We start from the raw sequence: 16,521 nt of genomic DNA, 5'->3' as shown, positions 1-16,521 counted from the left end.
CGAAAACATGAAAAAAATCATAGTAACATTCTTAATAGCAACAGCAGCGATATCCTCCTATGCGCAGACAGCACCGATGGCGCGACCTACGGGATTTTCAGTTTCCGATGCGAAACTTTCGGGTCAGGTTACAGACAGCGTTGGAAAACCTATAGCCCAAGCCTCCATTAATCTTTTACGAATAACTCAAGACCCGTCAACGGGCAAAGAAAGAGAGATATTGATAAAAAGTACAAGTTCGTCGGAAAATGGAAAATTTAGTTTCACAAATGTAACGGTGAACGATAAATTAAAATTAAAAATCAGTTCTGTTGGTTATACATCTGTAGATCTTCCTGTAGAATTTGGTACCGAAAAGAACATAACGGAAAAAGATCTTGGAAGCATTGTGTTAGAAAACGACAATCGTAAGCTAGAAGAGGTGACCGTCACCGGGCGCAAAGCATTACTTGAGATGGATATTGATAAAAAGGTATATAATGTCGAAAAAAATATAGTTGCCGCAGGTGGTACAGCAATTGATGTGCTGCGCAATATGCCATCCGTGCAGGTAGATATCGACGGCAACGTTAAACTCAGAAATGCGGCCCCCACCATTTTCGTCGACGGGAAACCCACCACGCTCACACCCGACCAGATTCCCGCCGATATTATTGACAAAATAGAAATCATTACCAATCCATCGGCAAAATATGATGCTTCGGGCAGTATGGCCGGGATCCTGAACATTATACTAAAGAAAAATAAAAAGACGGGGTATAACGGAATGGTGACACTTGGCGCAGATCGCTTTGGCGGAACCAACTTTATGGGAAGTCTCAATGCCCGCCAAAACAAACTCAACATCTCCCTTACAGCGATGAACATGCGGATGCGCACCAATACCGAAGGAGATAGCTATCGCTCAAGCAGCATTAATGATGTTACGTCATCTGTCGATCAGGAAATTAAAGGCAAAACAAAAGGGACCATTACTTTTGGAAGACTCGGTGTGGATTATGATTTTAGCCCCAAGACCACAGTATCTCTTGCCGGTATCCTGGTAGAGGGTAAATTCCGTCCATATGAAAATACATTCATAGAGACAGAATCGCAAAATATACGCTCATTGAGTAATCGAATTTCAGAATCTGAACGTAGCTTTAAACCCAGAGGCTTGCAAGCCGGGCTGATTCAAAAGTTCAAAACGGAGGGTGAAGAACTTACCGTGGACTTTAATTACTTTGGAGGTAGCAACAGATCTTATGGTACCTATACAACGGACTACTTAAACAGCGGCCACGAAAGTACAGGAACGCAGATTCAAAAAAATACCGGTTCAGGCAACAATAAATTTATGACCGTGCAGGCGGATTATGTCAAACCTTTTACTAACGGAATGAAACTAGAAGCTGGAATCCGTGCACAGGTTAACGACATTGAGAATCTCAATGACAACTCGCTCAAAGCTGTCGGCAAAGGGGAATTCGAGAACATTACTGCCGCATCGGCCAATTACGACAGCAAAAACAGCGTGTATGCAATTTATGCTTCGCTTGGTGGAAATTTAAAAGATTGGGTATCGTATAAGATTGGACTACGAGCAGAAAGTTCCACATACGATGGTGAGCTGCTGAACACCAATGAGAAGTTTCACAACCGCTATCCGCTGAGTCTTTTTCCATCGTTATTTCTGAGCAAGAAGGTTTCTGAAAAGGATCAGATTCAGATGAGTGTAACCCGTCGGGTCAACCGTCCCAATTTCTTTCAGATTATTCCTTTCATCGACTATACAGACAGTCTCAATATTACCCGTGGTAATGCTAATCTGGTGCCCGAGTTCACTACTTCCGCCGAATTGTCCTATAGCCGCACGCTGGGTAAAGGTACTTTCCTGACTTCGTTTTACTACAAGCATACCAACGACCTCATCACCCGTTATCTAACACAGGAGCTCAATCCCATCACCGGAAAAATGGACTTTATCAATACGTATATCAATGCAAACTCCAGCAAAAATTATGGTGCGGAATTTACCTACACCAATAACATGCTAAAATGGTGGGATCTGACTGCTGACTTAAACTTTTACAATTCCAAAATTGACATTGACGACACCACTCCCGCTGATGGTATGTGGACCGTATTCGGAAAGCTAAACAACACCTTTAACCTCAAAAAAAATTGGAACCTGCAGCTCGCTTTTGAATATCAGGGCAAAACAAACATGCCAGTCACACAGAATCAGACCTTCGGTCCGCCAATGAACCAAGCACAAAGTTCTTCGCAAGGATATATCAAACCTTTTTACGGAGTTGACTTTGCGATCAAAAAAAGTTTCTTAAAGAATCAAGCCGCTTCAGTGACTCTGGCTGTCAACGATATATTTAGAACGCGCGGCAATATGATTGTATCCTCGGGGGAAGGTTTTTCGCAAACTTACTACCGACTTTCCAACCCACAGCTTATAAAGCTTAACTTATCCTATCGCTTTGGCAAAATGGACATGAACATGTTCAAGAAAAATAAAAGCCAGAACGCGATGGAAGGAATACAGATGCAATAATTGTAGAATCCAACTTATTACCAAGTTCGGACTAAATTCTAAATTAAACGCAATATCGAACTACTTTTACACCCGGTCAACAGGGGGTTAACAGGGATATACCCCTGTTATACCCCTGTTAACCCCCTGTTATCTCGCTGTAATCCCCCTGTTACTATCGGATTTGATTATAATTTGGTACCGTATTTTCTGTCCTTATGCCTTCTCGCTGTGGATCCAATTTTCTTGGGTTTTACCATCAAAAGTTTTGCTATGGATGTCGAGAGGTTGCAAAATGCCAGTGTTGTACCGGTCGACAATCGATATAATTTCCAGCAGGTCATCCAAGATGTAATCCGCATGTGCCTGTTTCAACTGAACAGCAGTATGAGCACCTGTGGTAATTCCTATGCTTAGGGCACAGCCTGCACATCTACCCTCCTCAATGTCAATAATGGAGTCGCCGATTTTAATTACCTTAGCAGCATCACTAATTCCAAACTTCATCCGCGCAAGATCAATCATATCAGGTTCAGGCCGGCCTTTGGTGACATCTGTCGCCGTAATCAAAGCGTCGACATCTCTTCCGACTTTCCAGTTCAATTTTTTCATAAGAAACTCAGCTGTCTGCCGATCATATCCGGTATTGAGTACACCGATTAGTTCCCTTTCTTTTAGCGCTGCAAAAAGTTGTTCAGCATGTGCGTTCGGATAGATTTCTTGTTCTTTATAAGCTACTTTAAGTTCTTTCCGAAAGACTTCAAATATTTGTAAAGCTAATTTATCATCATCAACATCTAAACAATTTTTGAGCACCGTCCGAATTGCCTGTAACTTCTCTTTTCCAGCGCCGTGCTTCAGAACATCGCCCAGACTTAGCTGATAGTGGCCAACGTTGTTAATCGCTGTTTGGAGTGTCTTATAAACTATATTATTTTCGTTGACGGTCGTGCCCGCCATATCGAGCACTAACATTTTGATCGCTTTTTTCATTTGTTTAGCAAAAATAAAAAACTGTTAAATAATACTTAACATTGATTTATTAACTTTTTGCTATTTTATGGTTAATTCCCTGTTACCGTATTGCTACATAATAGGTCCAGCAAATAAGGAGAAGCTGGAAAGGAATTCTAAACCACAGATACGCGGGCCCAGCACCATCGAAAGACGCTGTTTCATAATTCAGATGGCTAAAGCACGCCCGAATATTAGCTGGTAATACGGCAATAAAAAATAGGATCAACACTATACCGGTCTCACGGCTACATGTTGACACAAATATACCAACAGCAGCCAATGCTTCGAAAACTCCTGTCACATAGACCACCGTACGTTTAAATGGAACAAAGTCAGGCAGCATCAACTCCATACCGGTTGTGTATATGAAATGTCCAAGGGCGGTAAACAATAGCATAACACTAAGTGCAATTTTGCCAGCCAGCACATAATCTGCATGCCCTTTGGAAAACCATATTGTCAAATTCGAGAAAATAAAAACAATAATCAAAATATAGAACGGTTTCATCTTTTTTTTTCAAAAATAAAGGTGCGGATAGTGCAGGTCAATGAACAATTGTTAATAAATTTCCTTTCTGATCCTGCTTAGCGACTGTGGTCTCACACCTATATAAGAAGCTAGATATTTTAAGGGAATATGCTTGATCATCTGGGGCTGTTCCCGCAGCAGATTAAGATAGCGTGTCTTCGCGGTATCTTCAAGTAAGGACACTTCGCGCTTCATTTTCTTCAGAAAGATGTCTTCCGCTGCTTTTCGCCCAATGATGTTTCCCACTTGTGTGCACTTGTAAACACTATTGAGGTCGTCGAAGGAAATACGCCATAGTACACAATCCGTAATGGCTTCGACATTATAAAAAGAAGGTGATTGTGTAAGAAAAGAATCATAGGCACTCACAAAGGAATTCTCAAACGCGAAACCGAACGTAAAATCATGGTCCAGCTTTGGAATATTGAATCGTACAATACCATACTCAATAAAAGACAGATACCTCTCCGTATGACCCATCTTCAAAAGCAGTGACTTTTTTGGAAATTCTACTTTCTCCAGTTTGGAAGAAAAGATCACCCAGTCGCTATCTTCCATCTTAACAAGTGAATTAAAGTAGTTTTTGATTTTTTCCATGGCATCCATATTTAGGCCAAGATAAAAACTTCGGCACAAAAAGCATCAAGATTTTTACGGTAGCCAAGTATTATCTTTGTGTCAAAAACTAAATAATTACACAAATAAATATTATATTACCCCAATAAACTTAACTTATGATTCGTATTTCTGAAAATAAAAGTGAAGCATGGTCTTTATTTAGGAAAGCTGTTTTCCGTTTCCTCTTTATGTTTATTACTTCTTTCATTTTCGTATTTAACAATGGAACATTTCCGCTTTACGGATATATCAATACCCCGCTCAATGATTTAATGCATTTGGTCACACCGTGGTTTGCAAAAACGGTCTTAGGGTATACATATGATTATAGCATATTTGTGAACGGAAGTGGTGACACATCCTATGCCTGGGTTTCGCTTTTGCTATTGATTACTTTTGCCTTGGCGGCTTCACTTATCTGGTCTCTCACTGATTCGAAACGCCCTCATTATAATACACTATATTACTGGTTAACCGTCCTGATACGTTATTATATTGCTTTTATGCTGATCAATTACGGCGTTATCAAGGTGATGCACGCGCAAATGCCTCCGCCGACTTTAACCAGACTCATTCAGCCTTTGGGTGAATTCTCTCCAATGGGCCTGGCCTGGACCTTCATTGGTTACTCCAAATATAAAACGCGACAAGCAATGTCAACATATTTTAGTAGATCGCCGCTATATGGGATTTACCGCTTTGCCCCCCTACAAAAAGCTGTCCGTACCATTCCAGAAGATTGGCGGCTGATCATCTTTGAGTTTAACAACGATCATGTCCTTGTGCGCGACAGCTATTATTCCCCGATTTACCAGACAGTCATAATAGATCATCCGAAGAAAAAGATCACATTAAATCAATTTCAATATGATTATAAAATCAACCAAAATGGTGACATTCTGTTAAGGAAAGTTTTTGATGACCGCGTTGAAGAAATAAAGCTTATCAAACAGGATCCGCAACAATTTGAATTGTTAACCCATCCCTTTCGTTGGATACAGGAATTTCCGCACAATAGGTAAGCGGCTCTTCGATCAAAGCTCTATCCTTGCAGGGGAAGGTGCTTATCACGAAGACGATCAGCGGCAAAACAAACTCTCGATTTTTTTGAACCCCATAACAACCAAATAAACCCCGAAAAAGATGTTTGAAACCGGCACTAAAAGAAGAAGTGACAAGCTATCAGAAGAAATTAATGTACATTACATCGAATGGTGCGGGCGGCGCCATAGAACAAAAACCACACGGAGAGACGAATTCACGATTACCTTGTCACATTCAAAAAGAGGCGCTCACCATATAGACCATCATCGATATCCCATGCGCGGCTATCAGATCCACGTTGTTTTCCCGGGTCAGTTGAGTCATTTCAGCATTTTGGATCATACGATTGTATGCCAACTTGTAATTGCTAAAAGAAGCTTTGATATGCTTCGTTTTGCATTGCGGTTTAATATGCAAGTGTACCGGACCTTTCCTGTACAAGAACTTACAAAACCCAAATTTGATATTCTTCATCATGAATTAAAACATATAGGAGATGAACTGTATCAAGACCGTCCGATGTTCGACGTCATCAGCTCCCGCGCACGGCTCACACTGCAGGAAATTAGTCGTGTTCTGGAAAAAAAAGTGAGCGACAGGAAGCTGCTGGCTTATCCCGATAAGCTGGCCGAATTCATTGATCTTGTGGAGCTCCATTACAAAACCGAGCACAGTATCGCATTCTATATAAACAAACTAAACATTACCCAAAGCCATCTTGCCTCGCTTACACGGAAACATAAGCATATAACACCAACCAATATTATAAAAAGCAGAATACTGGAGGAAGCGATCAGGCTGCTAAGCCAACCCTCCGTAACGGTCAAAGATGTTATGCTTGAGTTAGGTTTTACGGACCAAACAGTTTTTAATCATTTTATCAAGAGAATGGCTGGAATCTCGCCTGGTACAATAAAAAAGAATCAAAATATTTAAATACAATTTTCCTGCAATCAAATTCACTTCGGCTAGCAATATGGCGAAATCATATCGCTCTACTTCTTCTTTATAGTAATATTGTCTAAGTATGCCGTTTCTTGCCCCACATTTTTAAACAAAATCCGCACGATTTTCTTATTAGCTGCGACTTCTGTCCCCGTATTAAAAGCTATACGATGTTGGCTGCCATCCCCACTTAAAAGTTGTGGCTGACGCCGGATAGTAGTAAGTGCTCCGCTCACTGGTATTACATCGTGGATTTCTAACTCAATAGAAGAGCGCTTACCCCAATATTCCAGAAGATAAGCTTGCTGAGGATCCAAGTAAACATACTGCTCTATTTGTTTACTTACGGGAAGAGCCGCAGCATGGCTGCCTCCTTCTCCACTACCAACTTCTAACCGCGCCTCCCCTTCCCAAGGTAACAGTCCACCCTTCGCCTCGAAGTCTGGATTAGGAAGTTCATTTTCATTTTTTAGGGGCCAGCTGTAAGCCCGGATATAATCGACCTCCATATTCACGCCCCCTTCCGAACCATAAGCGCCTAAAAATACATTCATAAAATGATTGGGCGAATAGATGTTGTTTTTATTGGCATATTCCTTAATCAGATCGCCATTGATGTAGTGTTTTATGCTTGTGGGGGTCCAAAGTACTCCGTGCGTTACCCATTTTCCAACATGTTCGTATCCCTCGGCTATATGCGTTGCCAGATTATGTTGAAATACACCTTTCTCATCTACATCACCATGTATAACAAATTGTGCGGTGATATATTCAAAAACGTCAATTTCGAAAAGCTGTCCTTTTGGTCTTATCCCTTTAATACCGTCTACTTCAGATCCCTTTTGAAGATAATAGCGGATATCAGGTCCGGGAGAATCAAACCAAAAAGCCGTGTTGGTACCTTTTGGATTACCGCTACGATTGCGCCTGACCTTCACTTCGAAGTAACCACCCCTACTATTATCTAACAGGTTTTCATTGGTTCTCCAATCATAAGTTTGAATAGAGGATATCTTTTGATTTCCTCCTTCGGCGAAAATCCGCTTGGGCAGTGTATCATTAACGTAGAGGTTGATAGCGCTGCTATCCATCGTGTAGGCGGGCTGCGGCAATTGACCGTCCAACATTTCCTGTTTTGATGTTTTATTTAGGTAATTGAGGGATGAAAAATAATTGGTTGTCCACTTATTGCGATTTAATAGCTGATCATTAAATTCATCCTGCCAAAAAATCTCCATTCCGGGTGGCACCGCTCCCGAACTTGGATTTCGTTGCAACTCGGCGAGTTCAGCATCGTCTAATACCCAATTTTTTGTGGTATAAGTCTTCGCGCTAGCCAATGTTTCACCAGAAGCAGACTCAAGCCATATATAATAGGTGGTCTCTGGTAAGACCTGCTCGATATAGTATCGTCTGCTCCCCTGTTCTATCAGGCTGCTGGGCACCGTCGGCCTTTTATTGGTGGCGGAACAATAAATCTTGCTTCCCAAAAGCCCGCGCATATCCGCATCAATATCAACCCGTATCCAGCTTCTGGTGCCTAACAAACTTAGCTGTACTTTAGACGTTGTGGTTTGTGCTGACAGAAATGATGTCGTAAAGAGATACGTTACAAATAGTATTATATATTTTTTCACAATAATGCGATTAATCGGCTCCAAAATTTATCAGCCGTTAAACGATAATAATCAGAATAATTGGGACTACCAAATTCCGCCGAAACGCAACCGATTGTTTAATTTAATGCCAAAAATTATTTCTCTTCAATTTGTCTCCGCTGTACGCAGGATCCTTCAAATCGGCAGTCGTATGCTACATCCTAAGGCGGACCATCATTCCTTTTCTACACGTTCAAGAAAATCGTAGGAATACCAAAACTTCAGAAGGGAAAAATCCGCTAAGCTCCTGAGCGAATAGCTTATCGGAAAGTCAAATTTATTTTGTTGAACTTTACATTCTTTGTGAAATTCAGTTATAAGTGTTTTTATACCCAACAGACCACTTGCTTGCTTAATATAGCTATCTTTTGCACCGCCCCGCAAATAAATCAACAAGTCCGACTCTTCTAATATAGCGACATCTATTGGGGTTAATGGCTGACCGGTCTGCAGCTTATCCAAGGCCCCTTCAAAATCGGCACGGGGATAGTCGCTTTCAGCCATCAGGATGGTATGGGTACCATAATTAACACAGTTGACATAATACGGTTTTAAATCCGAACTTTCACGCTGGCCGACATCTTTTCTACTAAAAGCAGCAGAAAACTCATTAAACTGAGTCATTAATGTAAAAGCAATGCTTTCATTATGCATTAAATAACCATACTTCCTTCTAATCGTGGTTGAGTCATTATGCTTAACAAGTCTTAAAACCGTATTTACATCAGCGCTATTGTTTAGATAATAACGAATGGCCCTATAATCAAAAAAATCTGCGACAGAATAACCTGTTGATGAAGTTACCGAAACCCCATCTCTATCCTGATTTTTACGTGCATAATCGCGCATCCTCGTGAAGCTAGGAACAAATTTACCGGCCTTATGAACAGAATTGGATGATTTAACAGCTATTTTGAAAGCCTTACGATGTTTTTCTTGTGAGATCAAGGACAAGTTAGGTAACGTATCTTTTAATCCCCATACGGATCCTAAATAGAAATCCTCGCCCATAGTACTATCCACATACATCTGACTGACTGAAAAGCCTACCGATCGGCCAATAAAATGATACTTTGCAGCTGTTGTACTGCTCTCAATTTCCAATTTGGAGTCAGCTTCTTCCTTGTCGCAACTAAACAAAAAGCATAAACCGAGCAACAGCACAACGATATATTTCATAATTTAACAATATGCATCATTTCGAACGTTTATTAAATGATCTCATTGACTTATGGACAAATGGTATCAGTTTCAATCAAATATATATATAAAATTTCAAAAGGACCTCACAAAAATCAGAATAACAATAAAATACATGGCCAATAACCTAATAGGCCTAACCTAATACAGGTGTACTATGTTCTCATTCCTGACTAGCATCCCTCAGTCTAACAAGGGCAAATAACACGGTAAAAGATAATGCGGTCAATCCCGAAATCGCCATATTTAATCTAGTGATTAGCACATGATCGGACATGGAATACTTAATACCATAATAAGTGACCGTATAAGCAATTAAATAGATAACTAATGTTTTAATAATCTGCATAAATTCAAAGAATGAGTACCTAGCGGTAATAAAACCTATCAAAGGTATGAAGCTATTTTATAAAGTTCGTTATCCTGTTACAAAGCGTTTTATGCGATTTACAATCCGCAGATATGTTGCCATCTTTTTTAAAATCGATATCGAAGCAGGCATAAAAAAAACACCCGAAAGCATGGGGTACTCCGGGTGTTTTAGCCATATTATTAACCTATTTTATGAAAAGTGCCCTAGAATGGGCAACACTAAATTAGAAAAAAGATTTGTCTAAACAAAATAAAAATGATTTTTTTTATCGCTAAATCGGTTCATTAGTTTTCCCTCCTAGATTATGTATGATAGCTTGACATGAAAAATAATCGCTATTTTTGACTTAATCAGATAATGAAAGGGTATATATATGACGCCTAAAGAAATCCTACGACAACATATCAGCAAAACCGTTGAACTGAGCGACGAACAATATGATTATTTCTTTTCGTTATTTAAACCTGTTTCTTTTAAAAGAAAACAACTGATCATCAGTCCCGGTGATGTTGTGGAAAACGAGTATTTTGTATTGAACGGCTGTCTTAAAACCTTTATAGTCAATAACGAACTTAAAATGCACATCTTACAATTTGCGACTTCAACTTGGTGGGCATGCGATTACAATGCGCTTCACAACGGTACGGCGGCCACCTTATCACTGGACTGCGTCAGTGACGCCGATACATTGTGTCTCTTGGGCGAAGACAGAGAAAGAGCCTGCAAAGAAATCCACGAAATAGAAAGCTTTTTTAGATGGCGTTCCAACAGAGGTTATATCGGTCTTCAAAAAAGAATTTTATCCCTACTAAATAATGACGCACGTAGTCGTTATGAGGAACTCATGAATCAATACCCCTTACTTTACAATCTTGTTCCGAAGCATTTAATCGCAGCCTATTTGGGTGTCTCCAGAGAAACCCTGAGCCGCCTTCACAACATTAAATGATGTGATCTACATCACAAAAATAAGCCCGTCATTAAATTGTGATGTATATCACACAAAGGTCTTCGGTATTATGCCCTACTTTGTATTGTCATTCTGAACATATAATATTTAAAGATGGGAAAAAAACAAAATTTAAAAGTACTGATTGTACTGACCTCGCATGACCAACTGGGAGATACTGGGACTAAGACAGGGTTCTGGATAGAGGAATTCGCCGCCCCATATTATGTTATGGCAGAGGCCGGAGTCGATTTGACGCTCGCTTCTCCGAAAGGAGGAAAACCTCCAGTCGACCCCAAAAGTGCGTTACCTGAATTTCAGACCGAAGCCACTAAGCGGTTCGATGAAGACAAAGAGCTTCAATTCAAATTGGAGCACACCCTTGTTCTAAATCAGATTAAGGAAGATGAATATGACGCTATTTTCTATCCCGGTGGCCACGGTCCCCTATGGGATCTGGCAAACGACAGCGATTCTATTGCACTTATTGAGGCATTTTGGCGGCATGGCAAGCCGGTAGCAGCAGTATGTCACGCACCGGGAATATTTCGATTTGTTAAAGATGCCCATGGTGTTCCTCTTGTAAAAGATAAAAATGTGACCGGATTTTCGAATACCGAAGAAGAAGCTGTACAACTGACCCAGGTCGTTCCTTTTCTAGTCGAAGATGAGTTGAAAAAACTCGGTGGCCGATATAGCAAGGGTGCAGACTGGAGTAACCATGTGGTCATAGACGGGAGCCTGATTACAGGGCAGAACCCACAATCCTCAGAAGATACTGCACGTGAGCTTCTGTCATTATTAATGAAGTAATTTGGGTAAACAGCGTTAAAAAACATTTGTACTGTCATATCCCGATTTTAACGCTGTTTATTTACTGCATGCGTGCACATTTTTATCGAATATTGTGCTGCTGCTTGTGCGACGCACTATCTGGACGATCGGTTAGCACAAACTGTCTAATATCACCTTTTTCCCAGGCATTTGCAGAAGGGTCTATTACTGGCATAGGAATATCCGACCTATGCTGCTTTTTTTTGATCGTCGATATTTGAAAGCGCCTGTCCCTTTCAGCAATCAGCTGTTGATGAATTTGCCCATCTTTTGTAAAGCCCATCATGATCATTGGAACTCCTACAGGCAAACTATTCTCCTGGTCTGTATGCCAGGTATGAATCGTCTTACCATAAGTATGAATAAGCTTTTCCATTAACTCGTGCTCGACGTCATCCGGTATGCCCGGGGCAACAAGACTACCCGAACTCACCTCATAATGATGCGAATGCCAAAGTTTCTTTTCCTCTTCGGGCAATGTTCTAAAAATTTTGTCGGTGATTATATATTCTACCCCCATCAGCTTGGCATCTTCGCCGTTGCCGTCAAAAATGATGGCCTGATAAATATCATTATTCAATTGCTGCACGTAATGATGCGCTTCCATTTGCGCGTTCATATTACCATTGTAAAAATGAAATCCGTCAAGATATACATTAAATGACTTTAAAGGGCTCTTATCCTGTAGAAGATTTGCTCCCGCCTCCAGCGCTTTGTCCTTCGCTCCCTTTTCATTGCCAGGCACCTTCACATTGGATGTTGTATTTTTGCCGCCACAAGATATCCAGAGATGCATCACGATCAAGCCCATGCTCACATAAATAATTCGATTTTTCATCCGCATCTAATTTTGTTATAAGAATGTATACATTAGTATCCTGTTTTGCTATTTTATCGCATAATTGTTGACTATTTTTTTCAAATCAATTCCTTTTCCAAGTACCGGTTTGAAAATATCCCCCTCGCTGTTCATCCGTTCTATTGCATTAAAAATATTGAAATCACTAATTTTCAATCCTTTCTTCACTTCGTCCCAGTGCAGAGGCATGGACACCGTAGCTCCGGGCTTTGGGCGTACGGAATAGACGGAAGCAATAGTTGCATGCGGCCTATTTTGCAGAAAGTCCAAGTACATCTTGCCTTTGCGATCACGCACGGTACGCTCAAGACTTGTATAATCTGGCAGTTCGGCGTGTACAAGAGTCACAACAATTCGAGCGAACTCTTTGGACTGTTCGTAAGAATACTTATTCCCTAGTGGGATATAGATGTGAAGACCAGTAGAGCCACTTGTTTTGCAATAACTTGGAATGCCCATGTCGTCTAAAATTTGTTTAGTGACCTGAGCCGCTTCGATGACCTGATCAAAGGAATTTTTGTCGGGATCCAAATCTATAATACAATAAGTGGGATTATCTGGCTTTTTAACCGTACTGTTCCATGGATTCATCTCGATACAGCCCAGGTTAGCCATATACAATAAGGTAGCTTCATCTTTTCCGACCAAATAATGCCTATCACGATTGTCGGATTCACTCTGGTACAAATAAAGTTCTGCCCAGTCCGGCGCAGTATCCGTCACATCCTTAAAGTAAAAACCTTCGCCATCGATACCATTAGGGAATCGATTCATACTTTGTGGCCTACCTTTTAAGTATGGTAAGATAAATGGTGCAGCCTGATAGTAATAATTGATCAGATCCCGCTTTCTAATCTTTTCTGTTGGCCAATAGATTTTATCCAGATTAGTAAACTTAAGCTCCTGTTTATTTATTATTTTCACCTGCGTTTTTTCCGTGGGGTTCAGCAATGTTTTACGTTTTCCGTCCATACGTGATTTGACGAACTGATTGCTCCTTTCTTCCACCAGCTGTTGGACAGGCTGTTCATGCTCCAAAACTACTTTCTTCGCATTCTTATCTTCCCGTAATCCATCAAACGACGGGTGCCGCATAACTCCATCGTTGGTAATTTCAGCAAAACTCACTTCACAGACCAGTTCGGGACGTAGCCAGGTCACGCTTGCGTGCGGCGGGTCCGGACGGAAGCGAGATGGTTTATTAACGTCGGGTTCTGTCGTAAAAGGCGACTTATTAGTGGTCAAGGGTTCAAACAGCGCCATCATATGCTTTTGTACCGCCGTGTTGAATCCTGTTCCGACTTTTCCAGTATACACAAGTTCTTTTCCGTTATACACACCGACCAATAGACTGCTAAACAATTTACTGCTACCGTCATTTAATGTATAGCCGCCGATAACAACCTCCTGCCTCTTGCTAGCTTTGATCTTCAGCCAATCATGCGAACGATTGTGGGCGTGATATAAGCTGTCTTTACGCTTCGCCATAATTCCTTCCAATCCGAGTTTTTTTGCTTCTTCGAGAAACGCGATACCCGAGGTATCAAAATGTTCACTGTACATAATCTGCTCACTTACGGGCAGAACTTCTTTCAGAATAGCCTTTCGTTCGACAAGGGACAGACCTTTTAAATCCTTACCTTCATACCAAAGGATATCAAATACATAATAAACCAGGTCGCCATCTGCCTCACTGCGCCAATTTTGTAACGCAGCAAAATTGGCAGTCCCATTTTTGCTCAGCACAACGATTTCTCCATCGATGACAGCATTTAAATTCATCTGCTTTAATTCCGCTGGGATCGGATAGAATTTCTCATTGAAGCTTTTATCATTTCGCGATTTCAGTTCCACCTCCCCCTTATTCATAAAGGCTACAGCTCTATAACCATCCCATTTAACTTCATACACCCAATCCGCGTCATCAAAAGGTTTGTCGACCAAAGTGGCCAACATGGGTTCAATGGTAGTATAAAAGCCTTGGGTAGGCATATTTTTTAGAAATTTATCAAAATTTATTTGCTCCTTCTTTTTGGTTGCCGGCTTTGTTTCGAGCTGTTCACTAATCACTGTAGCGGCCTTTTTCCCAGCCTCTTTTTTCTTTGCGCCTGTTGTGCCTTTTTTACCTGCATTTTTTCCATAGACTTTGTCAGGCGACTTTTCCATCTGGGCGATCGTTTTTCCTGAAATCACCGATCTATCCTTTTTAACAATGTCTTGTTTACTCGCATATTCATCTTCCAGCTTCATCAGCAACCAGCCATTCTCTCCCCGACCGTATGCCTTAACTAGGGCAAATTCCCCCTTTAGCTTATGCCCATGAAGCCTAATTTTAAGCTTCCCCGAATAAAGCTGATGTCTTAGGTTTTTGTCCATCTTGATAACATCATCCGTATCTATCCCGACAGCTTCATAAGTCCCCTCATCCCAAACGATTACGGTACCGCCCCCGTATTGCCCTTTCGGTATCACTCCTTCAAAATTGCGGTAGTCATAAGGATGGTCTTCTACCATCATGGCCAGACGCTTTACTTCCGGATCCATAGAAGGACCTTTGGGCACAGCCCAGCTTTTGAGTACCCCACCCATTTCCAGGCGAAAATCATAGTGAAGGTGTGATGCATCATGTTTCTGCACTACAAATCGGAGTTCTTTTCCGCTTGCCTTTCCTCCAAAGGGCTCGGGTGTCTTTTCCGCTGTCCGTTTCTCACGGTATTTCGTTAAACTCATGCGCTCGATTATTTAAACCTATCTTAATCCCTCAACATCCACACATAACACAATGCTACTAGATAAAAAGTTTAAATTATTTTTTCTTCGCATCTTATTGAGGGTAACATACATGCGATATCAACTGTTTGCGAAAATACAAATTGACGATTATTATAAATGAGAAGGTTTTATTCTCCCATTTCATGGAGCATTTTATTTACGTTCCAGTCTCCCATAACCTGTTCAAGCCGATAAAACTCACGTTTGTCATCTCCTAGTTGATGCGACCAGCGTTTCCGTTTGGAAAGATCTTTTGCTCCCTCGCCTTTAGACCCCAGTTCAGCATAAAAAACTGTTTTTTCTTTTTGAGGGAATAACTCGTCACCGTGCCATTCATTCCAGCCCTCCGGTACAATATGTGGTCCCAAATAGCAGTCGACTAAAACGGTATTAGCATAAGGACGCCAGGGTCTGCCAAGGAACACCTTCATTACCGACTGGTCTACAGGTAAAAACTGGCTTTTATAAAATACATAGCCGTAGCGTTCACCAGCAGGCGTGGAGGCCGCTGTCACATAGGAATTGCTCAATGAAAACAGCTTACAATCACAAAAAAAAGATGTTCCGGGACCGAAAATAAAATCGGTAGTACCATAGATACTACAGTTAGCAAAATAGTTCTTTCCGCCACTTTTTCCGAGATACAAGGTATCCTGATAGCCCAGTAAACGACAATTTACGACTGCGATACGATCGCCTTCCAGATGAAGCGCAACAGCCTGTCCGACCGGTCCAGCTGCATTTTCGATCGTAATGTTCTTAATCAATACTGAATTAGCGCGCACCAAAAGTGTGTAACTGTTAAACGTTCCCCGCTTTATCTCGCCTGTTTCATCAGGACAGTCCGCCATCTTCCCGGCATGGTCGTCGTATACAATCTTTGTCCCGGTAACATCCTCTCCAATCAATTGTATATTCTCTAAATAAGATGGTATAACGACTTTTTCATGATAAATACCATTTTTAACCCATATCCGTACAGCATGTTCGCCTCGAAAAGCACGAACCGAGTTAATCGCAGCCTGTATCGTCGTAAAATTCCCTCCCCCCTGTTGATCGACAACAATAATTTCGGTCGCCGCAGTAGCATGTAGCCGGCCTCCGGCCAATATTAGTATAAAGACCCAATACAGCTTAAGCAGCTTGTTTAATATAAAACATTTATCCATCCTTTACTATAATAAATCGTTAAGCGTATT

Annotated in this window: 13 protein-coding genes; 5 read left to right on the top strand and 8 right to left on the bottom strand. The window is 41.1% G+C overall.

What is annotated here, in order from left to right; translation table 11 throughout:
- The first annotated feature begins 7 nt into the window (after positions 1 to 7).
- Positions 8 to 2,545 carry a TonB-dependent receptor domain-containing protein gene (locus K7A41_RS22500; RefSeq protein WP_265715671.1) on the top strand — a complete coding sequence of 846 codons (2,538 nt, stop codon included), beginning with the start codon at positions 8 to 10 and terminating at the stop codon, positions 2,543 to 2,545.
- 195 nt (positions 2,546 to 2,740) lie between these two features.
- Here K7A41_RS22500 and K7A41_RS22495 read toward each other — a convergent pair whose 3' ends face one another.
- The 3 genes from K7A41_RS22495 to K7A41_RS22485 form a co-directional block, all read right to left on the bottom strand.
- Positions 2,741 to 3,517 (bottom strand): HAD family hydrolase, encoded by a 777-nt coding sequence (locus tag K7A41_RS22495; protein ID WP_265715670.1) that lies wholly within the window; start codon positions 3,515 to 3,517, stop codon positions 2,741 to 2,743.
- Positions 3,518 to 3,599: 82 nt separating this feature from the next.
- Complete coding sequence (locus K7A41_RS22490; protein ID WP_265715669.1) at positions 3,600 to 4,049, bottom strand: hypothetical protein; 450 nt, start codon at positions 4,047 to 4,049, stop codon at positions 3,600 to 3,602.
- Positions 4,050 to 4,100: 51 nt separating this feature from the next.
- Positions 4,101 to 4,667, bottom strand: coding sequence for a Crp/Fnr family transcriptional regulator (locus tag K7A41_RS22485; protein ID WP_028068636.1), 567 nt, complete (start codon positions 4,665 to 4,667; stop codon positions 4,101 to 4,103).
- 137 nt (positions 4,668 to 4,804) lie between these two features.
- On the opposite strand from K7A41_RS22485, the gene K7A41_RS22480 reads away from it, so the two are divergent.
- Positions 4,805 to 5,710, top strand: a complete 906-nt coding sequence (locus K7A41_RS22480) for a hypothetical protein (protein WP_265715668.1) — start codon at positions 4,805 to 4,807, stop codon at positions 5,708 to 5,710.
- Between the two features lie 121 nt (positions 5,711 to 5,831).
- Entirely contained in the window at positions 5,832 to 6,668 is an 837-nt protein-coding gene (locus tag K7A41_RS22475; RefSeq protein WP_265715667.1) for a helix-turn-helix domain-containing protein, read from the top strand.
- Positions 6,669 to 6,727: 59 nt separating this feature from the next.
- Here K7A41_RS22475 and K7A41_RS22470 read toward each other — a convergent pair whose 3' ends face one another.
- Positions 6,728 to 8,314, bottom strand: coding sequence for a glycoside hydrolase family 16 protein (locus K7A41_RS22470; RefSeq protein WP_265715666.1), 1,587 nt, complete (start codon positions 8,312 to 8,314; stop codon positions 6,728 to 6,730).
- Positions 8,315 to 8,509: 195 nt separating this feature from the next.
- The gene (locus K7A41_RS22465; RefSeq protein ID WP_265715665.1) at positions 8,510 to 9,514 is read right to left on the bottom strand and encodes a hypothetical protein; all 1,005 of its coding nucleotides are present in this window, start codon (positions 9,512 to 9,514) and stop codon (positions 8,510 to 8,512) included.
- Between the two features lie 767 nt (positions 9,515 to 10,281).
- Here K7A41_RS22465 and K7A41_RS22460 point away from each other — a divergent pair.
- Positions 10,282 to 10,857 carry a Crp/Fnr family transcriptional regulator gene (locus tag K7A41_RS22460; protein WP_265715664.1) on the top strand — a complete coding sequence of 192 codons (576 nt, stop codon included), beginning with the start codon at positions 10,282 to 10,284 and terminating at the stop codon, positions 10,855 to 10,857.
- A gap of 114 nt (positions 10,858 to 10,971) precedes the next feature.
- On the top strand, positions 10,972 to 11,670 hold the full coding sequence (locus tag K7A41_RS22455; protein ID WP_265715663.1) for a type 1 glutamine amidotransferase domain-containing protein: 699 nt from the start codon (positions 10,972 to 10,974) through the stop codon (positions 11,668 to 11,670).
- A gap of 82 nt (positions 11,671 to 11,752) precedes the next feature.
- Here K7A41_RS22455 and K7A41_RS22450 read toward each other — a convergent pair whose 3' ends face one another.
- From K7A41_RS22450 to K7A41_RS22440, 3 genes are all read right to left on the bottom strand, one after another.
- Positions 11,753 to 12,529: an OBAP family protein gene (locus K7A41_RS22450; RefSeq protein WP_037532203.1), complete on the bottom strand. Its 777-nt coding sequence runs from the start codon at positions 12,527 to 12,529 to the stop codon at positions 11,753 to 11,755.
- A gap of 48 nt (positions 12,530 to 12,577) precedes the next feature.
- On the bottom strand, positions 12,578 to 15,280 hold the full coding sequence (gene ligD, locus K7A41_RS22445) for a DNA ligase D (RefSeq protein ID WP_265715662.1): 2,703 nt from the start codon (positions 15,278 to 15,280) through the stop codon (positions 12,578 to 12,580).
- Positions 15,281 to 15,450: 170 nt separating this feature from the next.
- Positions 15,451 to 16,491: a pectinesterase family protein gene (locus K7A41_RS22440; protein ID WP_037532205.1), complete on the bottom strand. Its 1,041-nt coding sequence runs from the start codon at positions 16,489 to 16,491 to the stop codon at positions 15,451 to 15,453.
- Positions 16,492 to 16,521: the final 30 nt, after the last annotated feature.

Origin of the sequence: Sphingobacterium sp. InxBP1 (assembly GCF_026191775.1) — a bacterium.
GTDB lineage: Bacteria > Bacteroidota > Bacteroidia > Sphingobacteriales > Sphingobacteriaceae > Sphingobacterium > Sphingobacterium thalpophilum.
Note: the sequence above shows the minus strand (reverse complement) of the source record. Positions and strands in the feature narration are given on the sequence as shown.